Origin of the sequence: Candidatus Kapaibacterium thiocyanatum (genome assembly GCA_001899175.1) — a bacterium.
In the GTDB taxonomy this organism is placed as follows: Bacteria; Bacteroidota; Ignavibacteria; order Kapaibacteriales; family Kapaibacteriaceae; genus Kapaibacterium; species Kapaibacterium thiocyanatum.
Map to the genome: position 1 here is coordinate 93,832 of MKVH01000024.1, position 24,145 is coordinate 117,976.

Genomic DNA, 24,145 nt, shown 5'->3' on the forward strand with positions numbered 1-24,145 from the left:
CGTACCCGCCGATGGCGACGAGGTCCCGTCGTTGCGTGCCCTCGATACGTTCATGCTGCGTACCATGGAGCGCTGGAACATGCCGGGTGGCCAGCTCGCCGTCACGAAGAACGGACGTCTCGTCTATTCCCGTGCCTTCGGCTATGCCGACACCATGGCGAAGATTCCTGCGACCCGTCGCAACCTGTTCCGGATCGCATCGAGTTCGAAGCCGGTCACGGGAACGGCCATCCAGAAGCTCGTTGCCGGTGGCAGGCTGCATCTGGACGACAAGGTCGTGGATATCCTCGCAGGCATCGCGCCGGTGCCGGGGGCGACGAGACATGCGGACTGGGACAAGATCACCGTCCGTCATCTCATGATGCATAGCGCCGGTTTCGCCAACTCGAACGGCGATCCGCAGTATGAATACCTGCGTACTGCGGCCCGGGCCTGCGCCGTTCCCGTACCTGCAGATCCTGCTTCCATCATTCGGTATATGCTGGACAAGCCACTCGACTATCAGCCCGGAACGGCCATCTCCTATTCCAACTTCGGATTCAACCTCCTGGGTCGCATCATCGAGGCCGTGACCGGTATGCCGTACGAACGCTACGTTCGCGACAGCATCTTCGCACCGGCAGGGATCACCGCGGCGTATATCGGAAAGACCAGGCGCATCGAACGCATGGAAGGGGAAGTCGTCTACTACGTCGGCAACGACCTGCCTGACGGGTGGAGCGTGATGGGCGATGAGGATGCGCGGGTGAGCATGGCTTATGGGGCGGACTATCATCTGCCGACGACCGATGCCCACGGTGGATGGGTCACCACGGCCACCGATCTGGTGCGCTATCTCACGTCGCTCGATCCTACGACGTCGCGCCCGCACATCCTGCCCGCGGATCAGATCGATACCATGGTTGTCGTTCCTGCGATTTCCGGTGAGAACGATCCGCAGCGGTATCAGGGGCTGGCCTTCCGCTGCGAAGCGAACGGTCAGGTATGGACGCATGCGGGCATTCTCGCGGGCGCATCCAGCCTCATCTGGCGGGACGGCCGTACTGGTGTGACATTCACATGGATCTTCAACAGCTCTCCCATCACGACGATCGGCGAGTTCGCCCAGGATACGCGCGTACGGATGGATGCGGCCCTGGCTGCCATCGAGGCCACGAACGGCTGGCCGGACATCGACCTCTTCGGAGCCGTCTCCGTCAAGGCGGGTCAGGCCGACAAGCCCGGCATCGACGCCCGACCCAATCCCGCGGAAGGTCACGTGACGTTGACCTTCGGAATGGAAGGCAGTGCCGGTGCGGACCTCATCGTTGCCGATTCCGCGGGCCGTATCGTGGTACGGCGCAAGGTCGGCCTCGATACGGCGTCCGTCGTACTCCAGACGTCCGGCTGGATGCGAGGAGCCTATTCGGTCCGGATCGGCGACCGCACGTCGGCCTTCGTCGTGCGATAAATCCGGAAAAATTCACTACATTTGATGTCTTTTTCGGGAAGTGTCTGCCGCATGGCGGTAGCTCACCGATCGGAAAAGCTGTCGAAGCGAATCAGTCTCTCCACTTATACCAATGAACGGCCATGGCAGATCTGTCAAAGGTTCGGAACATCGGGATCTCGGCCCACATCGATTCCGGCAAGACCACACTGTCCGAGCGTATCCTGTATTACACGGGTAAAATCCACGCAATTCACGAAGTCCGCGGTAAGGACGGTGTCGGCGCCAAGATGGACTCGATGGACCTCGAACGTGAAAAGGGTATCACCATCCAGTCGGCCGCCACGTACTGCACGTGGGGCGACTACAACATCAACCTGATCGACACTCCCGGTCACGTGGACTTCACGGTGGAAGTAGAGCGCGCCCTGCGCGTACTCGATGGCGCCGTCCTGGTTCTGTGCTCGGTTGCAGGTGTGCAGTCGCAGTCGATCACGGTAGACCGTCAGATGCGCCGCTACAGCGTACCCCGTCTGGCCTTCATCAACAAGGCCGACCGTCAGGGTGCCAATCCGGACAAGGTCGTCGACCAGCTTCGCGAGAAGCTCCAGCACAATCCTGCCTTCGTGACGTATCCGATCGGTCTCGAAGACAAGCTCCAGGGCTGCCTCAACCTCGTGACCATGAAGGCCGTCTATTTCGACGGCGATTCGGGTGACGACATCCGTATCGAAGAAATTCCGGCCGACCTCATGCCGAAGGCCAAGGAACTGCGCCATCACCTGATCGAAGTCGCCGCCGACTTCGAAGACAGTCTGATGGAGAAGTTCCTCATGGACGAAGAACCCACGGAAGCGGAACTCAAGTCCGCCATCCGCAAGGGTGCCCTCAGCATGAAGATGACGCCCGTCTTCTGTGGCTCCGCCTACAAGAACAAGGGCGTTCAGCTGTTGCTCGATGGTGTCGTGGACTTCCTTCCGTCGCCCGACCAGATCAAGAACGAAGCGCTCGACCAGGACAACAACGAAGAGAAAGTCACCCTCGATCCCGATCCCAACAAGCCGCTCGTCATGCTTGCCTTCAAGCTCGAGGACGGCCGGTACGGACAGCTCACCTACATGCGTATCTATCAGGGTTCGGTAGGTAAGGGCGATACGATCTTCAACGTCGCCAACGGCAAGAAGGTCAAGGTTCCCCGCCTCGTGCGCATGCACTCCAGCGAAATGCACGAACTCGAGGAAAAATCGGTCGCCGGTGACATCGTGGCCCTGTTCGGCGTGGACTGCGCCTCGGGCGACACGTTCACCGATGGCAACGTCCGCTATTCGATGACGTCGATGTTCGTTCCCGAGCCTGTGATCGAACTTGCCGTAGCTCCGAAGGACAAGGCAGGTCAGGTGAACTTCTCGAAGGCCCTGAACCGCTTCACCAAGGAAGACCCGACGTTCCGCGTGATGCGAGACGAAGAGTCCGGCGAAACGATCATCAAGGGCATGGGTGAACTTCACCTCGAGATCTACATCGAGCGTATCCGTCGTGAATACAACACGGAAATCACCGTCGGTCGTCCGAAGGTAGCTTTCCGCGAAACGATCACGGCGCGCGCCGACTTCAACTACACGCACAAGAAGCAGACGGGTGGTTCGGGTCAGTTCGCCCGCGTGGGCGGTTTCATCGATCCGCTTCCGAGCGACGCTGTGGAAATGTATGAATTCGTGGACGACATCGTCGGCGGCGTGATTCCCCGTGAGTACGTTCCTGCCTGTGACAAGGGCTTCCGTGAAGCCGTCAAGGAGGGTACGCTGATCGGTCAGCCGGTCGTCGGTGTACGCGTGACGATCAACGACGGTGCGACGCACGCGGTCGACTCGTCGGAAATGGCGTTCAAGACGGCTGCCATCCAGGCTTTCCGCGAATCGTACTCGGCCTGCAAGCCGGTGATCCTCGAGCCGATCATGAAGCTCGAAGTGAGCGCACCGGAAGAGTTCCAGGGTACGGTGATCGGCCAGATCAACCAGCGCCGTGGCGTCATCCTCGGCACGGAAACGGACATGGGCTACGTCACGATCGAATCGGAAGTACCGCTGTCCGAAATGTTCGGATACTCCACGGACCTCCGTTCCGTGACGCAAGGTAAGGGCGAGTTCTCGATGGAATTCGAGAAGTACCAACCCGTACCGCGCAACGTCCAGGAAGAGATGGTCAAGGAATATCAGAAGCGTCGCGCCGAAGGTAACAAGTAAGCGTCGGACGATCGGTTCGAAAATCCAGACTCCGTGCATCGGCAACGATGCACGGAGTTTTCTTTTTGCGGGTAGTCCCACGGCATCCGATCCTGTCCGCGGCCATGGCGGATCGCTCGTTCGGATCGAATATTATATCGATACCTGGTATTTCGACTGCGCCGCCGTTGCCAGACTTCTGAGCCAGTGTTCGGTACCGGCCGTCTCGACCACGTCGGCGATATCAGTCGACGCAGGGTAGTTGGACAGGGCATTCAGCGCCTCCTGTACCAGGGCTTTCCTCCGCTTGGGAGGAGCCTGACCGACTCTCGAGAAATAGGACAACATGATGTCCGTACGCCTGCTGGCGAAACCCGATTTCTTCAGGAACCGCTTCGCCGTCCGCACGGCATTGGTCAGGTAGTCCCAGTCCTGCCGCTCCACGGCCTGCTGCATCTGCTGGATGCGGACGGCGGCATGGATGTCGACGCGTACGTCTTCGGGAACGCGGCTGAACAGGCGCATGGCCGCATCGGCCTCCCTGATCCTTCCCACGGGCCTGCACAGTTGGGCGATCGTGAAGGTCGATGTCGCCTGGTAGTGCGCCGGAATGGAGTCCCACAGATCGTTGAGCTGGTGCAGGATGAAGGGGAGGCGATCGAGGATGCGCTCCATGTTTCCGGTCACTCCGGCATACCGCAGTTCGACCGTAAGGGCGCGGTAGAATTTCTTGACGCTGATGTTCCTGGTCAGTGCAGTCGTTCCAGCGTCCCCCCATAGCTCGTCGATGTGGGCCAGGTATTCGTCGTACCGCTTCGTCGCGACACAGGTCGTGAGGTAGGCGAGTTGCGCCACCATGAGATAGTTCGGATGGCCGGTGGCGAGTCCGGGAGTGGCGTGGATGAAGTCTATCAGATTCCGCGCGTGGACGTAGGCCTGTTCGTTGTCGTCGTGATACAGCGACTCGTAGCCGTACTGCATGAGGTGGAAGTTGCAGCGGGCGAGGGGAGATGTGGCATGGGCTTCGTCCTTGATCTCTTCGAGATCCGGGAAGGCGTCCAGCCATTTGCGGGCGTCAGGGTCGTTCGACGACGAAAGCCGGTGGAGTTGCAATTGCAGCATGTTCCCGATGCTTTCATAGGCGATGGTATTCAGGAGGTGGGCTGCGATGCGCTCCTGTTCGCTGGACAGGACGTCCCGCCCGTTCTCCTCCTGTACCATGCCCCTGACCAGATACCAGTAGTTCTTCTCCCAGGAGATGATCTTGAGCCAGAAGGCGTATTCGAAATGGCGTTCCGCAAGGTCCTTGGCCTTCACGATCCGTTTGTAGGCGAGATCGTAGAGCGCTTTCTCCCACAGGAAGTCGGCATCGACCAGGAGCTCGACGATCTGCCGTTCCGCCGACTTCGCGGCATGATAGGCCCGCATCGCCTCCAGGATCTGCTGGAAGAGGTAGTTCTTGACGGAGGGCAGTCGTTTCACCATCGGCGAGTCGCTGAGGGATTCCTTCAGCCGCCGTTCGTCGTACTCGTCCATGGCATCGACTGCGTCGAACAGGCGCAGATAATCGTTGCCGTCGCCGAGGACGTGGCGGGAGCAATACTTCTTGACGTAGCCTTTCTCCGTGCGGTGCAACGACGTGATCAGGCGATGCAATGAGTCCGAAGCATTCGAGGGCATGTGGCTGAGGGGGTCCGTTCGACTTGGAAGAATACTGCAAAAATGGTGTGAACCTATCGATTCCGAGCACGTCCTTGCATTTGAATCCACACAATGCCATTCCTTCGGAATACGAACGATCATCATGAACACGAAACAGGAACTCCTCTCGCAACTCGTAGGAGCAGGTCTGGGGCAGTACAGGACCGCGTTATGGTCGGCCACCCTGGCGCTCGCTCTTCTCCTCGTCGGAACCTCCGCCCGGGCCCAGGGCGGCTGGCAGCCCGTCGACATGCATACGACGCAGACGCTGCGCGACGCGGCCTTCGCCGATTCCCTGCACGGCTGGGCCGTGGGTGAACACGGTACGCTGACGTCGACGACGGACGGCGGGGCGGTATGGTCGCCCCTGGTTTCCAATGCCCGCGAACACCTGCGGGGCGTGGCCGTTTCTCCATCGGGAACGGTGGTGGTCGTAGGTGAGGGCGGAAGACTTCTGCGCTCGGAGGATGGAATACAGTTCACCTCGGCCGTTCTCGATTCGGAGTGGAATCTCGTCTCCGTCGTCTTCTCGTCGGATACGGAAGCGACCATCGTGGGAACGATGTCCGAATCCATGCGGGGGCTGATCCTTCATAGCGTGGATGCCGGACGTACATGGGCGACCGTGGGCAATCCGGTCGAAGGCGTCCCTCATAACTACGCAGCCATACACTTCCACGACCCGTTGCGCGGCGCCATCGCCGGAACGACGTGGCAAAGCGTCTCCGAACACCATGCCCTCGTGCTGACGACCACCGATGGTGGGCGGACCTGGCAGCATCGATATACGTCTGCGGAACGGTTCGAAGCGAATGCGATAGCCCGAACGACATCGGACGCTATCCTCGTTCTCGGTACCGTGGATCCCGATGATGCGGCCGGCTTCTTCGCGTCGGACGACGGCGGTGAGCAATGGCGTTTCGAAGCCAACGAACATCTGCGGGACGTGCGCGACCTCGTCTTCCTCGGAACCACGAACGGCGTGGCCGTAGGAGTGGTGACGGACGTCATCGGTCAGGAAGTCCGCAAGATGCCGAGCGCCATCTATACGTGGAATGGTGGCATGGCGTGGGGACGCGAGACGATCTCGCCCATGAAGTTCGCTCCTTCCACCGTGGCCGTTGCGGGTACCACACGTGTCCTCGCTGCAGGCGTCGAGGGTGAGGGGGCGCATGTGGCGTATCAGTGCCCTGCAACGTCGATTGTCCGCGATCTGCCCGATTCGGCGACGATGCCGTACGGAGCGACGATGGCCCTGTCCGTCGAAAGCGAGCGGGAATCCGATCGCTTCCTCTGGTATCACAACGACGTCGCCATTCCCGGTGCCGTACACAGGATCTATCCCATCATCGGTGCGGAGATCAAGGATTCGGGGATGTATCGCGTCGACGTGATCTCGGACTGCAATACCGTCAGGAGTAACGTGTGTACGCTTGCCGTGACGCTTCCGTCCCGTCTGGTGGCGATGGCGAAGCATCTCGAATGCGGTGCCACGCAACGGGGTGAAACGCGCGATACGGTCTTCACGGGTGCCTTCCTGAATGGTGGTCAAACATCCGTCCGTATCGTCGATGTACGGATCGCCGGTGAATCGTCCTTCTTCTCCATCGTCGGTAATCACGCCAACACTCTCGTCGCTCCCGGGGCTTCCGTCGATGTGCATGTCCGGTATCGTCCGGAGGAAGTCGGAACGCACTGGGCCGCACTGCAGTTGTTGACGGAAGGTGCGGACAATCCCGTCGTCCATGTCAGTGGTAGTGCCGGTGCGGAACGACAAGGTCTGCCCGTGCTGTATTCCAGACGCATGGTCGATTTCGGTGTGGTCGACATGGGGCAGACAAAGGATACGGTGTTGCCGGATCTTATCGTGAACGACTTCGCCGAACCGATGACCATCGACACGATGTATCTGAGCGGTGACGATATCTTCAGCTTCAGCCTCGAAGGCTACGATGGTCTGCCCATCCCGCTGGAGTCCGGTGCCGGTCGTGGTGTCGGTCTCTCCTTCTCTCCGTCCATTCCGAGAACCTATCATGCCGTGCTCGTCATCGGACAGGGCGGTGTCGAACGACGTCTGCCGATCGTCGGCGTATCGCGTCCGACGTGGTATACGGACGTCGTGGACTACGGCCGTGTCGGCGTGGGAATAAGCAGGGATACGACGCTCTATTTCGAACACGTACTCGACGATGAACTGATATGCCGGGCCATCGATCTTCAGGACGGCGATTTCTCCCTCCAGGAGGTCAATCCGCGTCTCCCTGCCACCGTCGGTGCCGACGGTCTTCTGGAAGTCGTCGTGCGGTACAGGCCTACCAAGCCAGGAGCAGGTCTTACGGGACTTCGTCTCTCATGGGAATCTCCGGAAGGTGTCGTCGTGCAGACGGAGCGCAGGCTTCTCACCGGCCGCACACCTATCGTGGCGACCGTCGAGGAGGCCCCTGCCGGCAGGCTCCAGCTGCGGCCCATTCCCGCCGATGACCGACTGTGGATCGATGCGCCCGGGCCTGGCGGTCGCGTACGCATCTCCATCACCGATATGTTCGGACGCACGGTGCGGACGCTCGACGTCGACGCAGGCATGGACGGTATCCATGCCGCCATCGATATAGAGGATGTTCCCTCAGGAGCCTATACGGTCTCACTCGTGTCGGACGGCAAGCGCAGTACATCACGTATGGTCAAGAGGTAGTCATGAAGCGTCTGCTGGCGATTCTGGTTCTGCTCGCATCGTTCGCCTGCATACCCGTGCAGGCACAATGGAAGGTCGTCGTCGAAGGAGGGAGCTTCGCCCTGGTCGACGTTTCGTTCGCTGGCGAAACGGCCGGATATGCCGTCGGCGTCTACGGTACCGTCCGGAGGAGCGTGGACGGCGGGAAGACATGGTCCGAGCGGCTGACCGTTCCGACGACGGATGACTTCAGGGCCGTGCAGGCAGTGAGTCCCGACATCGCAGTCGCAGTCACGCGTGATGGCGATATCTGGCGCACGACGAACGGTGGTGCTTCGTGGCGGGCCATTCCGAGCGGCCATCCGGAGTCGTTCATGGCGATGGAAATGGACATCAGTCCGTCGGGCGTCGGGCTCATCGTCGGCATGACGGCAGACTGGAACGACGGTGTGATCCTGCGCACGACGGATGCGGGACTGACGTGGACCGAAGTGGTGGATCCGTTGCGTGGGCAGCGCGCGCATCTGTATCGTGGTGCCGATATGTTCGATGCCGGCCATGGTTGTATCGTGGGCAGTGTCGTGCTGGCCAGCGGCGTCGACGTCCATCTCGTATGCACCACGGACGACGGTGGTGCCACATGGACGGTTGCCTATGAAGGACCGCGTGAACGGCCTGGCTTCCTGACCTCCGTCATCATGACGTCGAAGAGCGACATCGTGGCCGGTGGGGAATCGCTGCTGTCCATTCCGCCGCCGTTGCTGCGGTCGACGGATGGCGGCCGGACCTTCGTCGTGCTGGGGCATCAGGCGGGAACGTTCGTCGATGCGGCCATGGGGCCGAGTGGCGAAATCGCTCTCGCGGGCAACAAGGTGATGGAAGAAGGCCATATCGCCTTCGGGAGGCATACGTTCCTGACGAGCAAGGACCGTGGTGCGACGTGGTCGCCTGCGACGAGCACGCTGCCGAATCTCCAGGCGGTCGCCCTGGATTTCGCGGGTTCCGCCATCGTCGTCGTGGGTGCCGATGGAATGATCGTCCGTCGGACGGAGGGATGCATCGCTCCCGTCGTCACGACGGATCTTCCAGGTACGAGGAAGGGAGCCATCGGCAGCCGTATCGAACTCGGGGTCGCGGCAACGGGTGCTACGTCGTTCCAGTGGCGGAAGGATCTCGTTCCTATCTACGATGCGACGAAACCACACTACGTCATCGAGAACGCACGGCGTTCGGATTCGGGACAGTACGATGTAGTGATCGGGAATGGATGTTCGGACGTCCAGACGGTAATGTGCATGCTGACGGTGGAGCCGGATAGAGGATTGTTGCGTCTTGCCCGGCGCGTCGTCGACATCGGTGTCGTGAATATCGGGCAGGCGCTCGATCGAACGCTGGGCGGCATTCTCGAGAATGAAGGGGTATCCGCCCTTACGGTGCGTAACATCGCCGTTGAAGGTCCCGATGCCGCGGGCCTCGCCGTCGTCACTCCCGATGGATCGTTCCGGATCGAAGCCGGTGCGGCTTCGGATGTGGAGTTCCGTGCCACTGCGACGCACGCCGGTATCCATCGTGCGCATTGCGTCATCGCGAACGACGGTCCGATCGTGGACACGATCACGGTAACATGGTGTGGAACGAGCGGAGCCAGTGGTCTGCAGTCGCGTGTCGGTCATGTGTTCTTCGGTGCGATCCCTGCTGGCCGTACGCGCGATACGGTGCTGCCAGGACAGTTGTACAACGGAACGGACCGGCGTGTTATGATCACCTCCGTGGACTTCGTCGGGGACGACTACGATCAGTTCGCCTTGTCGGAAACGCTGGAACTGCCCATCGTGCTGGGGCCCGGTATGTCGCGGGATCTTCTGTTCCGATATGATCCCCGTCGTGGGGGAGCGCACAATGCATGGCTCGTCGTTACTACGTCTGCAGGCGTCGAACGCCTGCACGTCGGTGGTATATGTCCCATAGGATCTACCGGGGTGCCGTTCGGGACGGTGGCTGTTGGGGGGTCGGCGGAGATGGTGCTGACTTTCAAGCATAACGTCAACATGGAGATGACGGTGAATGGCATCGAGGGTGTGGTTGCGCCTTTCACCATCGTCGATGTCGTACCTCGCCTGCCGGCAGTCGTTCAGGCTGATGAGCGGATCGAAGTTCGGATCCGCTTCACTCCGGAACAGGAAGGGACGCATGCGAGCGCCTTGCGCCTCTCCTTCGTCCTGCCCGATGGCGATGTCTACAGTACGTCGAAGCGGACGCTCTACGGCGATGCCGTACGCGTCACGACGGTGGAAGAAGGACGGCCTCATCCCGGAGGAAATACGCTCGCCGATGTCCATCCCAATCCCGCATCCGATATCCTTCGCATCGCCGACGCTTCCATCGTGGATGCGACGTCATTGACCATCATCGATATCCTCGGACGTATCGTCGTCGACCGTCCGATCGTACGTGGTGCAGGCGTGCTCGACGAAACGGTGTCCGTGCAGGCGCTTCCGCCAGGCCTTTACACCGTCATGGTATCCGCTGCCGGCCGCACGGCAGCACGAAGCTTCGTGAAGCGATAAACGAAGAAGTCCTACCTGTCATAGACGGGCACGATGATGGTTGCCGTCGTGCCCGATCCTTCCACACTGCTGATCTGCAACTCGCCGCCGAATAGCGTGATGAGCCTGTCCGCGAGCGGTATGCCGATTCCGTATCCCCTGATCGGACGCACACTGGCCGCTCGGAAGAATGGTTCCGTCAGACGCATGAGATCCTCGGGAGCGATGCCCAGGCCCTTGTCGCGCACGATCAGCCGCACGGTATGGCTGTCGGACTGCAGCGTGATCTCCACGATTTCATTTCCCGAATACTTCAGCGCGTTGTCGATGATGTTCGTGATGACCACCCTCATCATCATCGGATGCGCCATGACCGTGACGGAGTGCGCATCGTTCGGTACGTCGAATTCCACACGCATGCGCCGCGCCTCGTGATGTCGTTGCATCATGGCCAGGACGTCGAACAGGATGTCGTCCATACGTACCGGCTCGCGCTGGATGCTGTCGGGTTTGGCGTTGGCCTGCGACAGCATGAGCATGCCGTTGACGATGTCGTTCAGACGCTCGGCGTCCATGAGGACGGATCGAAGCGTTTCGCGATACTCCTCATCCGTACGTTCACGGGAAAGCCGTACCTGCAACTCGCCGATCATCGTCGTCAGTGGCGTGCGCAACTCGTGCGAAGCGTTGGCGAGGAACAGGCGTTCACGGGCGATGCTCTGCTCCCACGGCTGCATGGCGCCCTTGGCGAACCAGGAACCCGCGAGGGCGAGTACGACGAGGCCCATCGAATACCCACCTGCCATCAGCAGCAGTAGCGTCGACAGTTTTTCGTTGCCTGCGCGGTCGACCGCCGATACCACGACGATGAAGTTGCCGCCTGCGTCGTGATAGTATTCCGCCACGAGTTGCCGTTCACCGTATTGACGCTGGATGACGCCGTGCTGGCGAGCCTCTGCCTGGAGCTCTTCCGACGTATTCAACGCGCCATGCTGGTCCACGACCTGTTTCCGGCCGTTGTCGCGAAGGACGGCTGCGGATTCGTCGGTGAGGTCTTCGTGATAGCGTTGGTTGAAGTCGAGCAGTTTCGCTCTCGACAATGTATCGTGCTCGAGGAAGACCGTCGCGACGGACGTCGTGCGTTCGCGCAGCCGGCCGTAGAAGTCGTGACGCGTGGACTGTGCCGTGAGCACGTAGATCAGGACCAGGACGCCTGCGAGGATGACGGCCGTGATGGCCGTGAACGTCGCTGTGAGTCGTACGCGGATCGTCACGGCTGCTCCTTCGTTTCCTTCAGGACGTAGCCGGTGCCGAAGACCGTATGGATCAGTCGGGGCGAGAACGGCTTGTCCACCTTGTTGCGCAGATAGTTCACGTAGACGTCGATGACGTTCGTGCCGGTATCGAAGGTGATGCCCCAGACGCGTTCCGCGAGTTCGGAGCGGCTGCGGGTGGCGCCCGGTTCGCGGATGAGCTCGACGAGCAGGCCGTATTCCCGCGGCGTGAGGGCGATGTCCTTGCCGCCGCGCGACACCGTGCGTTTGCCGGCATCCACGACGAGGTCCGCGACCTGATATATCTGCTGCGATGCGGGCTGGGAGCGTCTGGCGAGGGCCCGGAGGCGAGCTACCAGCTCTTCGAACTGGAAGGGTTTGACGAGATAGTCGTCGGCTCCCGATTCCAGGCCGGTCACCTTGTCGTCGGTCGTTCCCAGGGCCGTCAGCATCAGGATCGGTACGGTCGAGAAGGTGCGGATCTCGCGGCAGACGTCCAGGCCGTGCAGGCCAGGCAGGAGGAGATCCAGGACGATCACCTCCGGGTGCAGGTCGCGTGCTGCCTGGCAGCCCAGGGGACCATCCGTGGCCACGTGCGTCGTCCAGCCGTGTTCCTCCAGGCCCTGGCTGATGAAGGCCGCCAGTTTCGGTTCGTCTTCGATGATGAGGACTGTCATGCTGCGAACATCAGCAATTCGGCGGACGTGGGTGGGGTAGGGTAGTGCCAGGGGCTGTAGTCGTTGACGGATATGGTCCGTCGGTAAATTCCCTCAACTTCGATACCCTGTCAAATAGTGGATAGTTCGCCATATTCGTAACCTATGGCCGAGCAATCAACATCGCAGCATGTATTCCATTTCAACGAAGACGAACCGAACTTCGAGTCTTTCGCCGAGGAGAATGGTTTCAGGTTCTGGTACGCCCGCACATTGATGTCTTGTCTGGGATATACTGGATGGGATTCCTTTCAACGGGTGATGAATCAAGCGATGCAGATCCTGAATACCCTGGGTATGCCAATTCAGGATCATATCATGTTCGTTGGTAGGACCATCGATGGGAAGCAGGAGACGGATGCGAAGTTGTCCAGAGTGGCCTGTTATTATATAGCCATGCGAGCAGATGCCAGAAAGCCTGAGGTGGCTGGGGCAATTAACTATTTCGCGACCATAGCCGGGGCGATCAGGGACCATTTCGAACAAATCGAAAATGCTGATCGCATAGCGTTCCGAGGTGAGATTACCGAGCGGGAAAAGTCGCTGACCAGCACTGCGAAACAGGCTGGTGTTGTCAATTACGCATATTTCCAGAATGCCCGCTATGTCGGTCTCTACAACAGGTCGATTGCCCAACTGCGACAATTGCGAGGCATCGATTCCAGTAGAACACCACTGGACTATATGGGGAAGGATGAATTGGCTGCGAATCTCTTCGCCATGTCTCAGACGGAGTTGAAGATCAAGGCAGACAGGGTCAGCGGGCAAGGACAGGCGGAGGAAATAGCTCGTGAAGTCGGGAAGAAGGTCCGGGAATCGATGATCAGTATAAGTGGAGTTGCCCCCGAGGCATTGCCGAGGATGGAAGATATCAATGAAGCGAAAAAGGACCTGAAACGCCAGTCGAAGGCGTTACAGAAAGCGGATTCATCCAAGAAAAAATCGACTAGGAAAGCTCCAAAACTCCCGCCTGCCGCCGATACTCCGGCTGAGCCATAGTTTCGTGAAGAGGTCAGCCGCGACGCAAATCCCACATTGCATTTGGTTTGTCCACATGAACCCCTTATCTTTGCGGGCTCTGGAAGATTCGACGCGCTCCGTGCGAACGGAAGGGTCGGAGCGCCGGAGTTCAGGTCAGAATCCAGTATCGTAACTCAATAGAAGTCGGAGATCACGTGCCAACGATCAGCCAGCTTGTCCGCAAGGGCCGTGAGGCAGTCATCACGAAGAGCAAGTCGCCCGCTCTGGACTCGTGTCCGCAGAAGCGCGGTGTTTGCACGCGTGTTTACACGACAACGCCGAAGAAGCCGAACTCGGCTCTCCGGAAGGTTGCCCGTGTGCGCTTGACGAACAACATCGAAGTGACCGCCTACATCCCTGGCGAAGGTCACAACCTTCAGGAACACTCGATCGTGCTGATTCGCGGCGGCCGTGTGAAGGACCTTCCCGGTGTTCGCTACCACATCGTTCGCGGTGCGGCGGACACGCAGGGTGTCAACAAACGCAACCAGGCCCGTTCCAAGTACGGCGCCAAGAAGCCCAAGCCCGGCGCTCCGGCACCTGCAGGCAAGGGCAAGAAGTAACAACGAAATTCATCGACGAACACACTTGATCAGCAGTCGTTATGCGTAAGAAACGTGCAGAGAAACGCCGCGTGGCCCCGGATCCCCGGTTCAATGATGTCATCGTGGCCAAGTTCGTGAACAACGTCATGGACGAAGGCAAGAAGGCTACGGCCCGCACGCTCGTCTACAATGCGTTGGACATGATCGGTAAGAAGACCGAACAGAATCCGCTGGACGTCTTCCGCAAGGCGATTCAGAACGCTTCGCCGGCACTCGAGATCCGTCCGCGCCGCGTCGGTGGTGCTACGTATCAGGTCCCGATGGAAGTGCGTGAAGAGCGCCGCGTCGCCCTGGCGATCCGCTGGATCAAGAAGTTCGCCTCCGAGCGCCGTGACCGTTCGATGGCTGCCAAGCTCGCTTCCGAGCTCATGGCCGCTGCCAACGGTGAAGGCGGAGCAATCAAGCGTCGTGACGAAATGCACCGCATGGCCGATGCCAACCGTGCCTTCGCCCACTTCAAGTGGTAATTGATCCTTGTTCCTTGACAACTAAGGTTTAACGACCGACATGCCCCGTACCGTCGCCATCGACCTCGTGCGTAACATCGGCATCATGGCTCACATCGATGCCGGGAAGACGACGACCACGGAGCGCATCCTGTTCTATACCGGGGTGCTGCACCGCATGGGCGAAGTGCATGAAGGCACTGCCTTCATGGACTACATGGATCAGGAAAAGGAGCGGGGGATAACCATCACCTCCGCAGCCACGACCTGTGCATGGCACGGATACACGATCAATATCATCGATACTCCCGGGCATGTCGACTTCACGGCAGAAGTTCAACGTTCGTTGCGCGTTCTCGACGGAGCCATCGCACTCTTCTGTGCGGTAGCCGGAGTCGAGCCGCAGAGTGAAACGGTATGGCATCAGGCCAGCCAGTATCACGTTCCGCGCATCGCCTTCGTGAACAAGATGGATCGCATCGGCGCCAACTTCCCCCGCGTACTCGACATGATGCGCGAGCGGTTGCAGGCCCGCCCGGTTGCGATACAGATACCGTGGGGTGCTGAAGATACCTTCAAGGGTGTCGTCGATCTTGTCGATCGGGCACTCGTCGTCTACAACGAAGCCGATGGTGGTGTGACCTACGAAACGCTGCCGCTTCCCGACGATATGAAGGAAGAAACCGAGCGCTACCGGATGATGCTCGTCGAAGCCGTGGCGGAACATGATGACGCCATGCTCGAACGGTATCTCAACGGTGAAGAAATCGGCGCGGAAGAACTGAAGCGTGTCCTCAGGCACGTCACGCTGCACAACAAGCTCACGCCTGTCCTGTGCGGTTCGTCCTTCAAGAACAAGGGCGTTCAGCAGCTTCTCGACGCCGTCATCGCCTATCTCCCGTCGCCACTCGACGTCGGCCATGTCCATGGCTTCGATGTCAGGAATCCCGACAGGGAACTCACACGCAAGCCCGACGATGCCGAGCCCTTTTCGGCGCTGGCATTCAAGATCCTTACCGATCCCTTCGTAGGGCGTCTCACGTTCATACGGATCTACTCCGGAACGGTCAAGGCCGGTGAGCAGATCTTCAACGTCACCAACGACAAGAAGGAACGCGCGGGCAAGCTTCTTCGCATGCGTGCGAACAAGCGCGACGAGATCGACGAAGCATATGCCGGCGACATCGTCGCCATCCCCGCACTGCGATTCACGCGTACGGGCGATACTCTCTGCGACCAGAAACACCCCATCCTGCTTGAAAGCATTCGTTTTGCCGAGCCGGTCATCAACCAGGCGGTTGAGGCCAGGACCTTGGCAGATCAGGACAAACTGACGGAATCCTTACATCGGCTCTCTGAAGAAGATCCGACGTTTCGATTCCATACGGATGCCGAAACCGGACAGATCATCATCTCGGGTGTCGGCGAGCTCCATCTGGAGATCATCGTCGATCGCCTCAAGCGGGAATTCAACGTCCCGGTCAAGGTCGGCAAGCCTCAGGTAGCATATCGCGAGACGATTACTACCCCTGCTCGGCACGAAGGAAAGTTCATCCGCAGTGCCACGGGGAAGAATCAATTCGGACAGGTTACAATCGAATTGCGTCCGAACGGAACTGGAAAAGGCTTCGAGTTCATCAATGAACTGGGACCGAACGTACTTCCGGCGCCGTACGTGAAAAGTGCTGAACAGGGCGCACTGGAAGCCCTGAAGGTAGGCCCCATCGCAGGGTATCCCATGATCGACATCGTGGCGGCCCTGGTCGGTGCGGAATATCAGGAAGAAGATTCGACGGAGATGGCATATGCGATCTCCGCCTCGATGGCAGCGAAGGATGCGGCAAGGATGGCCAATCCGGTCATCATGGAGCCCGTCTTCCACGTCGAGGTCGTTACGCCCGAGGAATACGTGGGCGAGGTCATTGCAGACCTCAGCTCGCGAAGTGGAAGGGTTGAAGGCATTCAGGTGCGTGATATCCTCCAGGTTGTTACGGCGGTCGTACCGCTGTCACAGCTATTCGGCTACGTAACGCAGTTGCGATCGCTCACACAGGGTCGTGGTTCGTATACGATGACGTTTTCGCATTACGAACCATCGACCACGCGCCGGTAATTCTGCTACCGGAACGCGTGAGCGGTATAGACTCCGTTATGTGGTACCGGAAACGCCCAATGCGTTTTTTTCGGGAAAGTGGATTCGTGTGCTTGCCAGTATCAGAACTTTTCGTATCTTTGAAGTCTATCTTCGGCTGAACGAGAAGCAACCGCAAGAAACTCTAGTAAATAACTCTCAACACAAACCTTCCTGCATCCAGAGGAGTTTGACCCATGGCAAAGGAAAAATTCGAGCGGAACAAACCGCACGTGAACGTAGGCACGATTGGCCACGTTGACCACGGCAAAACAACGTTGACGGCAGCGATCACCATGTCGCTAGCTGTGCAAGGTTTGGCTGAAAAGCGTTCGTTTGACTCCATTGACAACGCTCCCGAAGAAAAGGCACGCGGGATCACAATCGCCACGGCGCACGTCGAGTACGAGACGGAGAACCGTCACTATGCTCACGTCGACTGCCCTGGTCACGCCGACTATGTGAAGAACATGATCACGGGTGCCGCTCAGATGGACGGCGCCATCCTCGTGGTAGCCGCTACGGACGGCCCGATGCCCCAGACGCGTGAGCATATCCTGCTCGCTCGCCAGGTCGGTGTGCCCCGTATCGTCGTCTTCATGAACAAGGTTGACATCGCCGATCCTGAACTCGTCGACCTCGTGGAACTCGAAATCCGCGAACTGCTGTCGAAGTACGAATTCCCCGGCGACGACATTCCGATCATCAAGGGCTCTGCTCTCAAGGCTCTCGAAGCCGCTTCCGCAGACGGAACGACGTCGAGCCATCCCGACCTGCAGTGCATCTATGAACTCATGGCCGCCGTCGACAGCTACATCCCCACGCCGAAGCGCGATGTGGACAAGCCCTTCCTCATGCCTGTCGAAGACGTGTTCTCGATCACGGGTCGCGGTACGGTAGGTACGGGTCGTATCGAGCGCGGTATCGTCAAGGTCAACGATGAAGTCGAAATCGTAGGCTTCGGTCTTCAGAAGAAGTCCACGGTAACGGGTATCGAAATGTTCCGCAAGCTGCTGGATGAAGGACAAGCCGGTGACAACGTCGGTCTTCTTCTCCGCGGTGTGGACAAGGAAGAACTCGAGCGCGGTATGGTTATCTCGAAGCCGGGATCCATCACGCCGCACCACAAGTTCAAGGCTCAGGCCTACGTACTCACGAAGGAAGAAGGCGGCCGTCACACGCCGTTCTTCACGAACTATCGCCCGCAGTTCTACTTCCGTACGACGGACGTAACGGGTGTTCTCAACCTGCCGGCCGGCATGGAAATGATCATGCCTGGCGACAACGTCGACAACCTTGAAGTTGAGCTCATCACGCCGGTCGCTATGGAAGAAGGTCTTCGCTTCGCTATCCGCGAAGGTGGCCGTACCGTAGGTGCTGGTGTCGTGACAGGGATCATCGAATAAGCAATAGCGAAGACAGCAATGAACGGACCGAGGGAAGGTCACCCCTTCCCTCGTTGTCGTCTCAGGACCTGAACACGCCAACCAGGAGAACAATCGAGTGGCAACGCAACGCATTCGCATCAAGCTTCGCTCATACGATCACAATCTGATCGACCGTTCGGCGGAGCGCATCGTGCGCACGGTGAAGCAGACCGGAGCCGTGGTTTCGGGACCCATCCCGCTGCCGACGGAGAAGAGCATCTACACGGTGCTGCGGTCGCCCCACGTGGACAAGAAGTCGCGCGAGCAATTTGAAGCTCGTGTGCACAAGCGGCTCATCGACATCTTCAGCTCGACGCAGAAGACAATTGATGCGCTCATGCGCCTGGAACTACCGGCAGGCGTTGATGTGGAAGTGAAAGTCTAAAAGTGATCTAGAGCCATGAGTGCTATTCTTGGACGAAAAATAGGCATGACGAGCATCTTCACGGAAGACGGTCAATTCGTACCGTGCACCGTGATCGAAGCCGGCCCCTGCCCCGTCACCCAGGTGAAAACCATGGAGAGCGACGGATACGAGGCAGTGCAGATCGGATTCGGAGCTCTTGCCGAACGTAAACTCAACAAGCCGAAGGCGGGACACCTCGCCAAGGCCGGAACGGCGCCCGTGCGCCATCTCAAGGAGTTCCGCCAGCTGTTCAACAAGGTTGCCGTAGGCGACGTTGTGACGGTTGACAACTTTGCCGAAGGCGACAAGATCAAAGTGTCTGCCACGAGCAAAGGACGCGGTTTCCAGGGCGTCGTGAAACGCCACCACTTCGGTGGTGTGGGTATGACGACGCACGGTCAGAGCGACCGTCCGCGCGCCCCTGGTTCGATCGGCTCCTCGTCCTTCCCGTCGCGTGTCTTCAAGGGCATGCGCATGGCAGGCCGGATGGGCGGAACGCGGATCACCGTACGCAATCTCACGATCGTGCGCGTGATTCCCGGATCGAATCTGCTGATGGTGAAGGGGAGCATCCCTGGTGCGCCCAACGGTGTGGTGGAAATTGTCAAGCTTTAATCGAACACGACCATGACAGTGGAAGTAGTAACCAAGGACGGTGCGAAGTCAGGCACGATCGAACTCCCGGCAACGGTGTTCGGCGTAGAGCCTAACGAGCACGCGATGTATCTGGCGGTGCGGGCGTATCTCGCTCATCGTCGCCAGGGTACTCACAAGAACAAGACGCGCTCGGAAGTTTCGGGCGGCGGCAAGAAGCCCTTCAAGCAGAAGGGGACTGGTGGCGCACGTCGTGGCACGAGCCGTTCTCCGCTGCAGCCTGGTGGTGGCAAGATTCACGGCCCCATTCCCCACCTCTACCGTGTGGAACTGCCGGTGAAGGTCAAGCGCCTCGCACGCAAGTCGGCGCTGGCTCTCCGCGCTCGTGAGAACAACGTGCACGTGGTGGAAGACTTCACCCTCCAGCAGGCCAAGACGAAGGACATCGCCTCCATGATGAAGGCGCTGAACCTCGATGGTTCGAAGGTCCTCGTCCTCCTGCCGCAGACCGACACGAACGTCGTTCGTTCGGCGCGCAACATCCCGGGCGTGACGACATTCCCCGCAGACAAGATCTCGGCATACGATGTGCTGAGCCACGGCAAGCTCCTGATCTTCAAGAGCGCCGTACAGACCCTCGAACAGTCATTCGGAAGCAACTAAGGTACGGGCGGCTATCATGATCACAGTACTCAGAAAACCGGTGATTACCGAGAAGGCCACGAAGGTGGGTCACCTCCGCCAGTATGTCTTCGAAGTTGATCCGAACTCGAACAAGCTTCAGATCCAGGCTGCCCTCAAGCAGATGTTCGACGTGGAAGTCGAAAGCATCCGCACCGTACGGATCAAGGGCAAGGTGAAGTCGCGCTTCACGAAGCGTGGCCTGCAGGTTGGACGGACGAACCTCCGCAAGAAGGCCTATGTCACGCTGAAGGAAGGCCAGACGCTTGACATCGTTGCCGGCGAAGGTGGCGAGAACTAAGGGCTCCATCAAGAACACGACGACTAGAAGAGAACGACAATGGCAATTCGCACACTCAAACCGATCACACCAGGCACGCGGTTCTACTCCGTCAGCGCCTTCGATGAGATCACGGCCGCCAAGCCGGAGAAGTCCCTCACGGTGCCTCTCAAGAAGTCTGGTGGACGGAACAACACGGGTCGCGTAACGTCGCGTCACCGTGGCGGCGGACACAAGCGTCTGTATCGCATCATCGACTTCAAGCGGAACAAGAAGGATATTCCGGCCACGGTTCTCACGATCGAGTACGATCCCAACCGTACCTGCCGTATCGCTCTGCTCGAGTATGCCGATGGAGAGAAGCGCTACATCCTCGCACCGGCGAAGATCAAGGTCGGCGACGTCCTGATCTCCAGCGAGACCGCCGAACTGCGTGACGGCAACTGCCTTCCCCTTCGCAAGATCCCGTTCGGCATGTTCGTGCACAACATCGAGATGAAGCCCGGCAAGGGTGGACAGATGGTACGTACGGCTGGCGCTTCGGCCCAGCTCGTCGGTGTGGACGGAAACAAGGCCCAGCTCAAGCTGCCTTCAGGCGAGATCCGCATGGTTCCTTCGGAATGCATGGCGACGCTCGGAGTGCTGAGCAACGGCGATCACGAGAACATCCTGTACGGCAAGGCCGGCCGCAAGCGCTGGCTGGGTGTACGCCCGCAGACGCGCGGTATGGCCATGAATCCGATCGACCACCCGAACGGTGGTGGTGAAGGTCGCTCGAAGTCGGGTGGTGGACGTCAGCACCTGCGTTCGCCGTGGGGTCAGCTCGCCAAGGGGCTGAAGACGCGCAAGAAGAAGAAGGCGTCGGATGACATGATCATTCGTCGTCGGACCAAGTAAGAAGCGATCAAGAAGGATACACCATGCCTCGTTCCCTCAAGAAAGAACCGTTTATCAGCTACAAGCTGGTGAAGAAGGTCGACACGATGAATCAGAGCGGCAAGAAGACCGTGATCAAGACATGGTCGCGCGCTTCGGTAATCGCACCGGACTTCGTGGGTCATACCTTCGCGGTACACAACGGCAACAAGTTCATCCCGGTATACGTGTCGGAAAACATGGTAGGCCACAAGCTCGGTGAGTTCTCGCCGACGCGTAACTACCGCGGCCATTCCGGCAACCGCAAGGATCTCAAGACAGGCAAGAAATAACGGACGAACGATGGAAGCAAGAGCAGTAAAACGCTACACACGGTCCTCGCCCCGCAAGATGCGGCTTGTGATCGACCTTATCCGCGGCAAATCGGTGGTGCAGGCCCTCAACATCCTGCAGTTCCATGAAAAGCATGCGGCGAAGGCAGCCGAACTCACACTGAAGTCGGCCATCAACAACCTCACGCAGAAGGATGCCGGAATCAATCCGGAATCGATCATCGTGAAGGAATGCTTCGTCGATCCGGGACCGACGCTGAAGCGGATTTCGCCCGCGCCAATGGGCCGTGCGTACCGGATCCGCAAGCGTTCGCACCATCTCACCATCGTTGTAACCACGAAACAGTAAGCAGGAGAGCAACCTTGGGTCAGAAAACACATCCGATCGGGCTGCGCCTCGGCATTATCCGCCAGTGGGAAGCCAACTGGTTCGATGAGAAGAACGTTGCGGAGAAGCTTCAGGAAGACCTGATGGTCCGCAACTACATCAAGAGTCGTCTGAAGAAGGCCGGCGTGGCACGTGTCATCGTCGAGCGTACGGCCAAGCAACTGCGGATCACGATCAACACGTCGCGTCCCGGTGTCATCATCGGTCGTTCGGGCAAGGATATCTCGCAGCTCGAGGAAGAACTCCGCAAGCTGACGAAGAAGGAAGTGAAGATTCTCATCAGTGAGATCAAGCGCCCCGAACTCGATGCCCAGCTCGTTGCCGACAACATCGCGCAGCAGCTCGAAGGGCGTATCTCGTTCCGCCGTGCGATGAAGAATGCCGTCAGCAGCACCATGCGTGTTGGCGCGGAAGGTGTCCGTATCATGTGCTCCGGCCGTCTCGGTGGAGCGGACATGTCCCGGACCGAACAGTACAAAGAAGGTCGTGTGCCGCTGCACACGCTACGAGCCGACATCGACTATGCGCAGTCCCGTGCCGAAACCGTGTACGGATCCCTGGGCATCAAGGTATGGATCTGCCGTGGCGAAGTCATCGGCAAGCAACAGAACAAGGAACAGTGAACCAGTAGCTGACGGGTCAGAGCAATGCTTATTCCTAAAAGAGTAAAACACCGGAAGACCCAGCGCGGACGTCGCCGCGGCAAGGCCTATCGTGGATCGCAGGTAGCGTTCGGCTCCTTCGGTCTCAAGGCCCTCGAGGGTGCCTGGATCACCAATCGCCAGATCGAATCGGCGCGTATCGCGATCAATCGCTACCTGCGTCGTGACGGTAAGGTGTGGATCCGGATTTTCCCCGACAAGCCCGTGACGAAGAAGCCTGCCGAAACCCGGATGGGTTCGGGTAAGGGTAATCCCGAAATGTGGGTAGCGGTGGTCAAGGCCGGCCGTATCCTCTTCGAGATCGACGGTGTAACCAAGGAACGTGCGCAGGAGGCTATCCGCCTTGCGATGCACAAGCTTCCGATCAAGTGCAAGTTTGTCCAACGCGTGGACCTGGAGGGCTAAGCAATGAAGGCAAGAAAGGCAGAGGACCTGCGCGGCCTCCCGACACATGAGCTCGACACCTTCCTCAAGGAAAGTGAAGAGAACGTAACCAGGCTGCGCTTCCAGCTCACGCTGGGCCAATTGCAGGATACGTCGAGCATCCGCACGCTCCGCAAGGACATTGCGCGTATGAAGACGATTCTCCAGGAACGTAAGAATAACGCTAACTGAGAACTGACAGACCCATGCCAGACGTGACTACAGAAGCAGCAACCTCGACCGGACGCAAGAAAGCGCGCACGGGCAAGGTCGTGAGCAATAAGGCGGACAAGACGATCGTGGTGAGCATCGAACGCCAGGTCATCCACCCGCTCTACAAGAAGTACTTCAAGCAGACGAAGAAGATCATGGCACATGATGAACAGAATCAGTGCCAGATCGGCGACACCGTGAAGGTGATCGAATGCCGTCCGTTGAGCGCACGCAAGCGCTGGACGCTCGTTGAAATCATCGAACGTGCGCAGTAAGGGAGAAGGCTCATGATCCAGGAAGAAAGTAATCTCGTCGTCGCCGACAACTCCGGAGCTCGCAAGCTGCGCTGCATCCGCGTCCTCGGTGGTCACGGCAAACGCACCGCTACCGTCGGTGACATCGTGGTGTGCTCGGTCAAGGCAGCCTTGCCTTCCGGCACCGTCAAGAAAGGCGAAGTGTGCAAGGCCGTGATCGTGCGCACGAAGAAGGAAGTTCGCCGCCGTGATGGCTCATTCATCCGCTTCGACGAGAATGCAGCCGTCATCATCAACAACAACGGCGACCCGCGTGGCACACGGATCTTCGGACCCGTCGCTCGCGAGCTGCGCGAAAAGAACTTCATGAAGATCATTTCGTTGGCACCTGAGGTGCTCTGAGGTACGTATGAAGCTGAAGATCAAAAAAGGCGACACCGTCAAGGTCATCGCAGGTAACGACAACGGCAAGACCGGCCGCGTTCTCATGGTCTTTCCCGACCAGATGAAGGTCCTTGTCGAAGGTGTGAACATCCGTTCCAAGGCCGTGCGCCCGTCGCAGTCCAATCCGAACGGTGGCATCGTCAAGCAGGAAGTGCCGATCCACTACAGCAACGTGATGTTGGTGGACAAGAACGGCAAGCCGACGCGTACGCGCATCGAACGTACGGCTGCGCCCGGTGGCAAGGCAACCGTCAAGCGTGTGGCCAAGACCACGAACGAAGAACTCTAAGCTGATAATCAGGTAGACGAAACCATGGCGAAAACACCAACGAAGAAGATCGATTTCAAGCCGGACGGCCCTCGCCTCGAAGAGGTGAGCGTAGCCCCCGCGGCACCGCGTCTGT

Annotated in this window: 25 protein-coding genes; 22 read left to right on the top strand and 3 right to left on the bottom strand. The window is 59.1% G+C overall.

The window, feature by feature from the left end; genetic code table 11:
• Positions 1–79: 79 nt before the first annotated feature.
• Both BGO89_09020 and BGO89_09025 read left to right on the top strand, forming a co-directional pair.
• Positions 80–1,450: a hypothetical protein gene (locus tag BGO89_09020; GenBank protein OJX56673.1), complete on the top strand. Its 1,371-nt coding sequence runs from the start codon at positions 80–82 to the stop codon at positions 1,448–1,450.
• Positions 1,451–1,572: 122 nt separating this feature from the next.
• Entirely contained in the window at positions 1,573–3,672 is a 2,100-nt protein-coding gene (locus BGO89_09025) for a translation elongation factor G (GenBank protein OJX56674.1), read from the top strand.
• A 132-nt stretch (positions 3,673–3,804) separates the two neighbouring features.
• Here the strand turns inward: BGO89_09025 and BGO89_09030 are convergent, their stop codons facing one another.
• Positions 3,805–5,331, bottom strand: a complete 1,527-nt coding sequence (locus tag BGO89_09030; protein OJX56675.1) for a hypothetical protein — start codon at positions 5,329–5,331, stop codon at positions 3,805–3,807.
• A 124-nt stretch (positions 5,332–5,455) separates the two neighbouring features.
• Here BGO89_09030 and BGO89_09035 point away from each other — a divergent pair, with 124 nt between their 5' ends.
• Together BGO89_09035 and BGO89_09040 are read left to right on the top strand one after the other, a co-directional pair.
• Complete coding sequence (locus tag BGO89_09035) at positions 5,456–8,044, top strand: hypothetical protein (GenBank protein OJX56676.1); 2,589 nt, start codon at positions 5,456–5,458, stop codon at positions 8,042–8,044.
• 2 nt (positions 8,045–8,046) lie between these two features.
• Positions 8,047–10,590 (top strand): hypothetical protein, encoded by a 2,544-nt coding sequence (locus BGO89_09040; protein OJX56677.1) that lies wholly within the window; start codon positions 8,047–8,049, stop codon positions 10,588–10,590.
• Between the two features lie 11 nt (positions 10,591–10,601).
• Here BGO89_09040 and BGO89_09045 read toward each other — a convergent pair whose 3' ends face one another.
• Both BGO89_09045 and BGO89_09050 read right to left on the bottom strand, forming a co-directional pair.
• Entirely contained in the window at positions 10,602–11,843 is a 1,242-nt protein-coding gene (locus tag BGO89_09045) for a hypothetical protein (protein OJX56678.1), read from the bottom strand.
• A complete protein-coding gene (locus BGO89_09050; protein OJX56679.1) occupies positions 11,840–12,520 on the bottom strand; it encodes a DNA-binding response regulator in 681 nt (226 codons plus the stop codon). Before BGO89_09050 ends, BGO89_09045 begins: the two co-directional genes overlap by 4 nt.
• A gap of 144 nt (positions 12,521–12,664) precedes the next feature.
• Between BGO89_09050 and BGO89_09055 the strand changes: the two genes are divergently transcribed.
• The 18 genes from BGO89_09055 to BGO89_09140 all read left to right on the top strand — a co-directional run bounded on the left by BGO89_09055 (position 12,665) and on the right by BGO89_09140 (position 24,030).
• Positions 12,665–13,558, top strand: coding sequence for a hypothetical protein (locus BGO89_09055; protein ID OJX56680.1), 894 nt, complete (start codon positions 12,665–12,667; stop codon positions 13,556–13,558).
• 176 nt (positions 13,559–13,734) lie between these two features.
• Positions 13,735–14,142, top strand: a complete 408-nt coding sequence (locus BGO89_09060; protein ID OJX56681.1) for a 30S ribosomal protein S12 — start codon at positions 13,735–13,737, stop codon at positions 14,140–14,142.
• 41 nt (positions 14,143–14,183) lie between these two features.
• A complete protein-coding gene (locus BGO89_09065; protein ID OJX56682.1) occupies positions 14,184–14,651 on the top strand; it encodes a 30S ribosomal protein S7 in 468 nt (155 codons plus the stop codon).
• A 40-nt stretch (positions 14,652–14,691) separates the two neighbouring features.
• Positions 14,692–16,743: a translation elongation factor G gene (locus BGO89_09070; protein OJX56683.1), complete on the top strand. Its 2,052-nt coding sequence runs from the start codon at positions 14,692–14,694 to the stop codon at positions 16,741–16,743.
• A gap of 215 nt (positions 16,744–16,958) precedes the next feature.
• Positions 16,959–18,167: a translation elongation factor Tu gene (locus BGO89_09075; protein ID OJX56684.1), complete on the top strand. Its 1,209-nt coding sequence runs from the start codon at positions 16,959–16,961 to the stop codon at positions 18,165–18,167.
• Positions 18,168–18,264: 97 nt separating this feature from the next.
• The gene (locus BGO89_09080) at positions 18,265–18,573 is read left to right on the top strand and encodes a 30S ribosomal protein S10 (GenBank protein OJX56685.1); all 309 of its coding nucleotides are present in this window, start codon (positions 18,265–18,267) and stop codon (positions 18,571–18,573) included.
• A gap of 15 nt (positions 18,574–18,588) precedes the next feature.
• A complete protein-coding gene (locus tag BGO89_09085; GenBank protein OJX56686.1) occupies positions 18,589–19,209 on the top strand; it encodes a 50S ribosomal protein L3 in 621 nt (206 codons plus the stop codon).
• Positions 19,210–19,221: 12 nt separating this feature from the next.
• Positions 19,222–19,851, top strand: coding sequence for a 50S ribosomal protein L4 (locus tag BGO89_09090; protein OJX56687.1), 630 nt, complete (start codon positions 19,222–19,224; stop codon positions 19,849–19,851).
• 16 nt (positions 19,852–19,867) lie between these two features.
• Positions 19,868–20,170 carry a 50S ribosomal protein L23 gene (locus BGO89_09095; protein OJX56688.1) on the top strand — a complete coding sequence of 101 codons (303 nt, stop codon included), beginning with the start codon at positions 19,868–19,870 and terminating at the stop codon, positions 20,168–20,170.
• Positions 20,171–20,209: 39 nt separating this feature from the next.
• The gene (locus tag BGO89_09100; GenBank protein ID OJX56689.1) at positions 20,210–21,046 is read left to right on the top strand and encodes a 50S ribosomal protein L2; all 837 of its coding nucleotides are present in this window, start codon (positions 20,210–20,212) and stop codon (positions 21,044–21,046) included.
• Positions 21,047–21,069: 23 nt separating this feature from the next.
• Positions 21,070–21,357, top strand: coding sequence for a 30S ribosomal protein S19 (locus BGO89_09105; GenBank protein ID OJX56690.1), 288 nt, complete (start codon positions 21,070–21,072; stop codon positions 21,355–21,357).
• A gap of 10 nt (positions 21,358–21,367) precedes the next feature.
• A complete protein-coding gene (locus tag BGO89_09110; protein ID OJX56691.1) occupies positions 21,368–21,706 on the top strand; it encodes a 50S ribosomal protein L22 in 339 nt (112 codons plus the stop codon).
• A gap of 14 nt (positions 21,707–21,720) precedes the next feature.
• Positions 21,721–22,368 carry a 30S ribosomal protein S3 gene (locus BGO89_09115; protein ID OJX56692.1) on the top strand — a complete coding sequence of 216 codons (648 nt, stop codon included), beginning with the start codon at positions 21,721–21,723 and terminating at the stop codon, positions 22,366–22,368.
• Between the two features lie 24 nt (positions 22,369–22,392).
• Entirely contained in the window at positions 22,393–22,812 is a 420-nt protein-coding gene (locus BGO89_09120) for a 50S ribosomal protein L16 (protein ID OJX56693.1), read from the top strand.
• A gap of 3 nt (positions 22,813–22,815) precedes the next feature.
• The gene (locus BGO89_09125) at positions 22,816–23,022 is read left to right on the top strand and encodes a 50S ribosomal protein L29 (protein ID OJX56694.1); all 207 of its coding nucleotides are present in this window, start codon (positions 22,816–22,818) and stop codon (positions 23,020–23,022) included.
• Between the two features lie 14 nt (positions 23,023–23,036).
• A complete protein-coding gene (locus BGO89_09130) occupies positions 23,037–23,318 on the top strand; it encodes a 30S ribosomal protein S17 (GenBank protein ID OJX56695.1) in 282 nt (93 codons plus the stop codon).
• 12 nt (positions 23,319–23,330) lie between these two features.
• The gene (locus BGO89_09135; GenBank protein OJX56696.1) at positions 23,331–23,699 is read left to right on the top strand and encodes a 50S ribosomal protein L14; all 369 of its coding nucleotides are present in this window, start codon (positions 23,331–23,333) and stop codon (positions 23,697–23,699) included.
• Between the two features lie 7 nt (positions 23,700–23,706).
• Positions 23,707–24,030, top strand: a complete 324-nt coding sequence (locus BGO89_09140; protein ID OJX56697.1) for a 50S ribosomal protein L24 — start codon at positions 23,707–23,709, stop codon at positions 24,028–24,030.
• Positions 24,031–24,145: the final 115 nt, after the last annotated feature.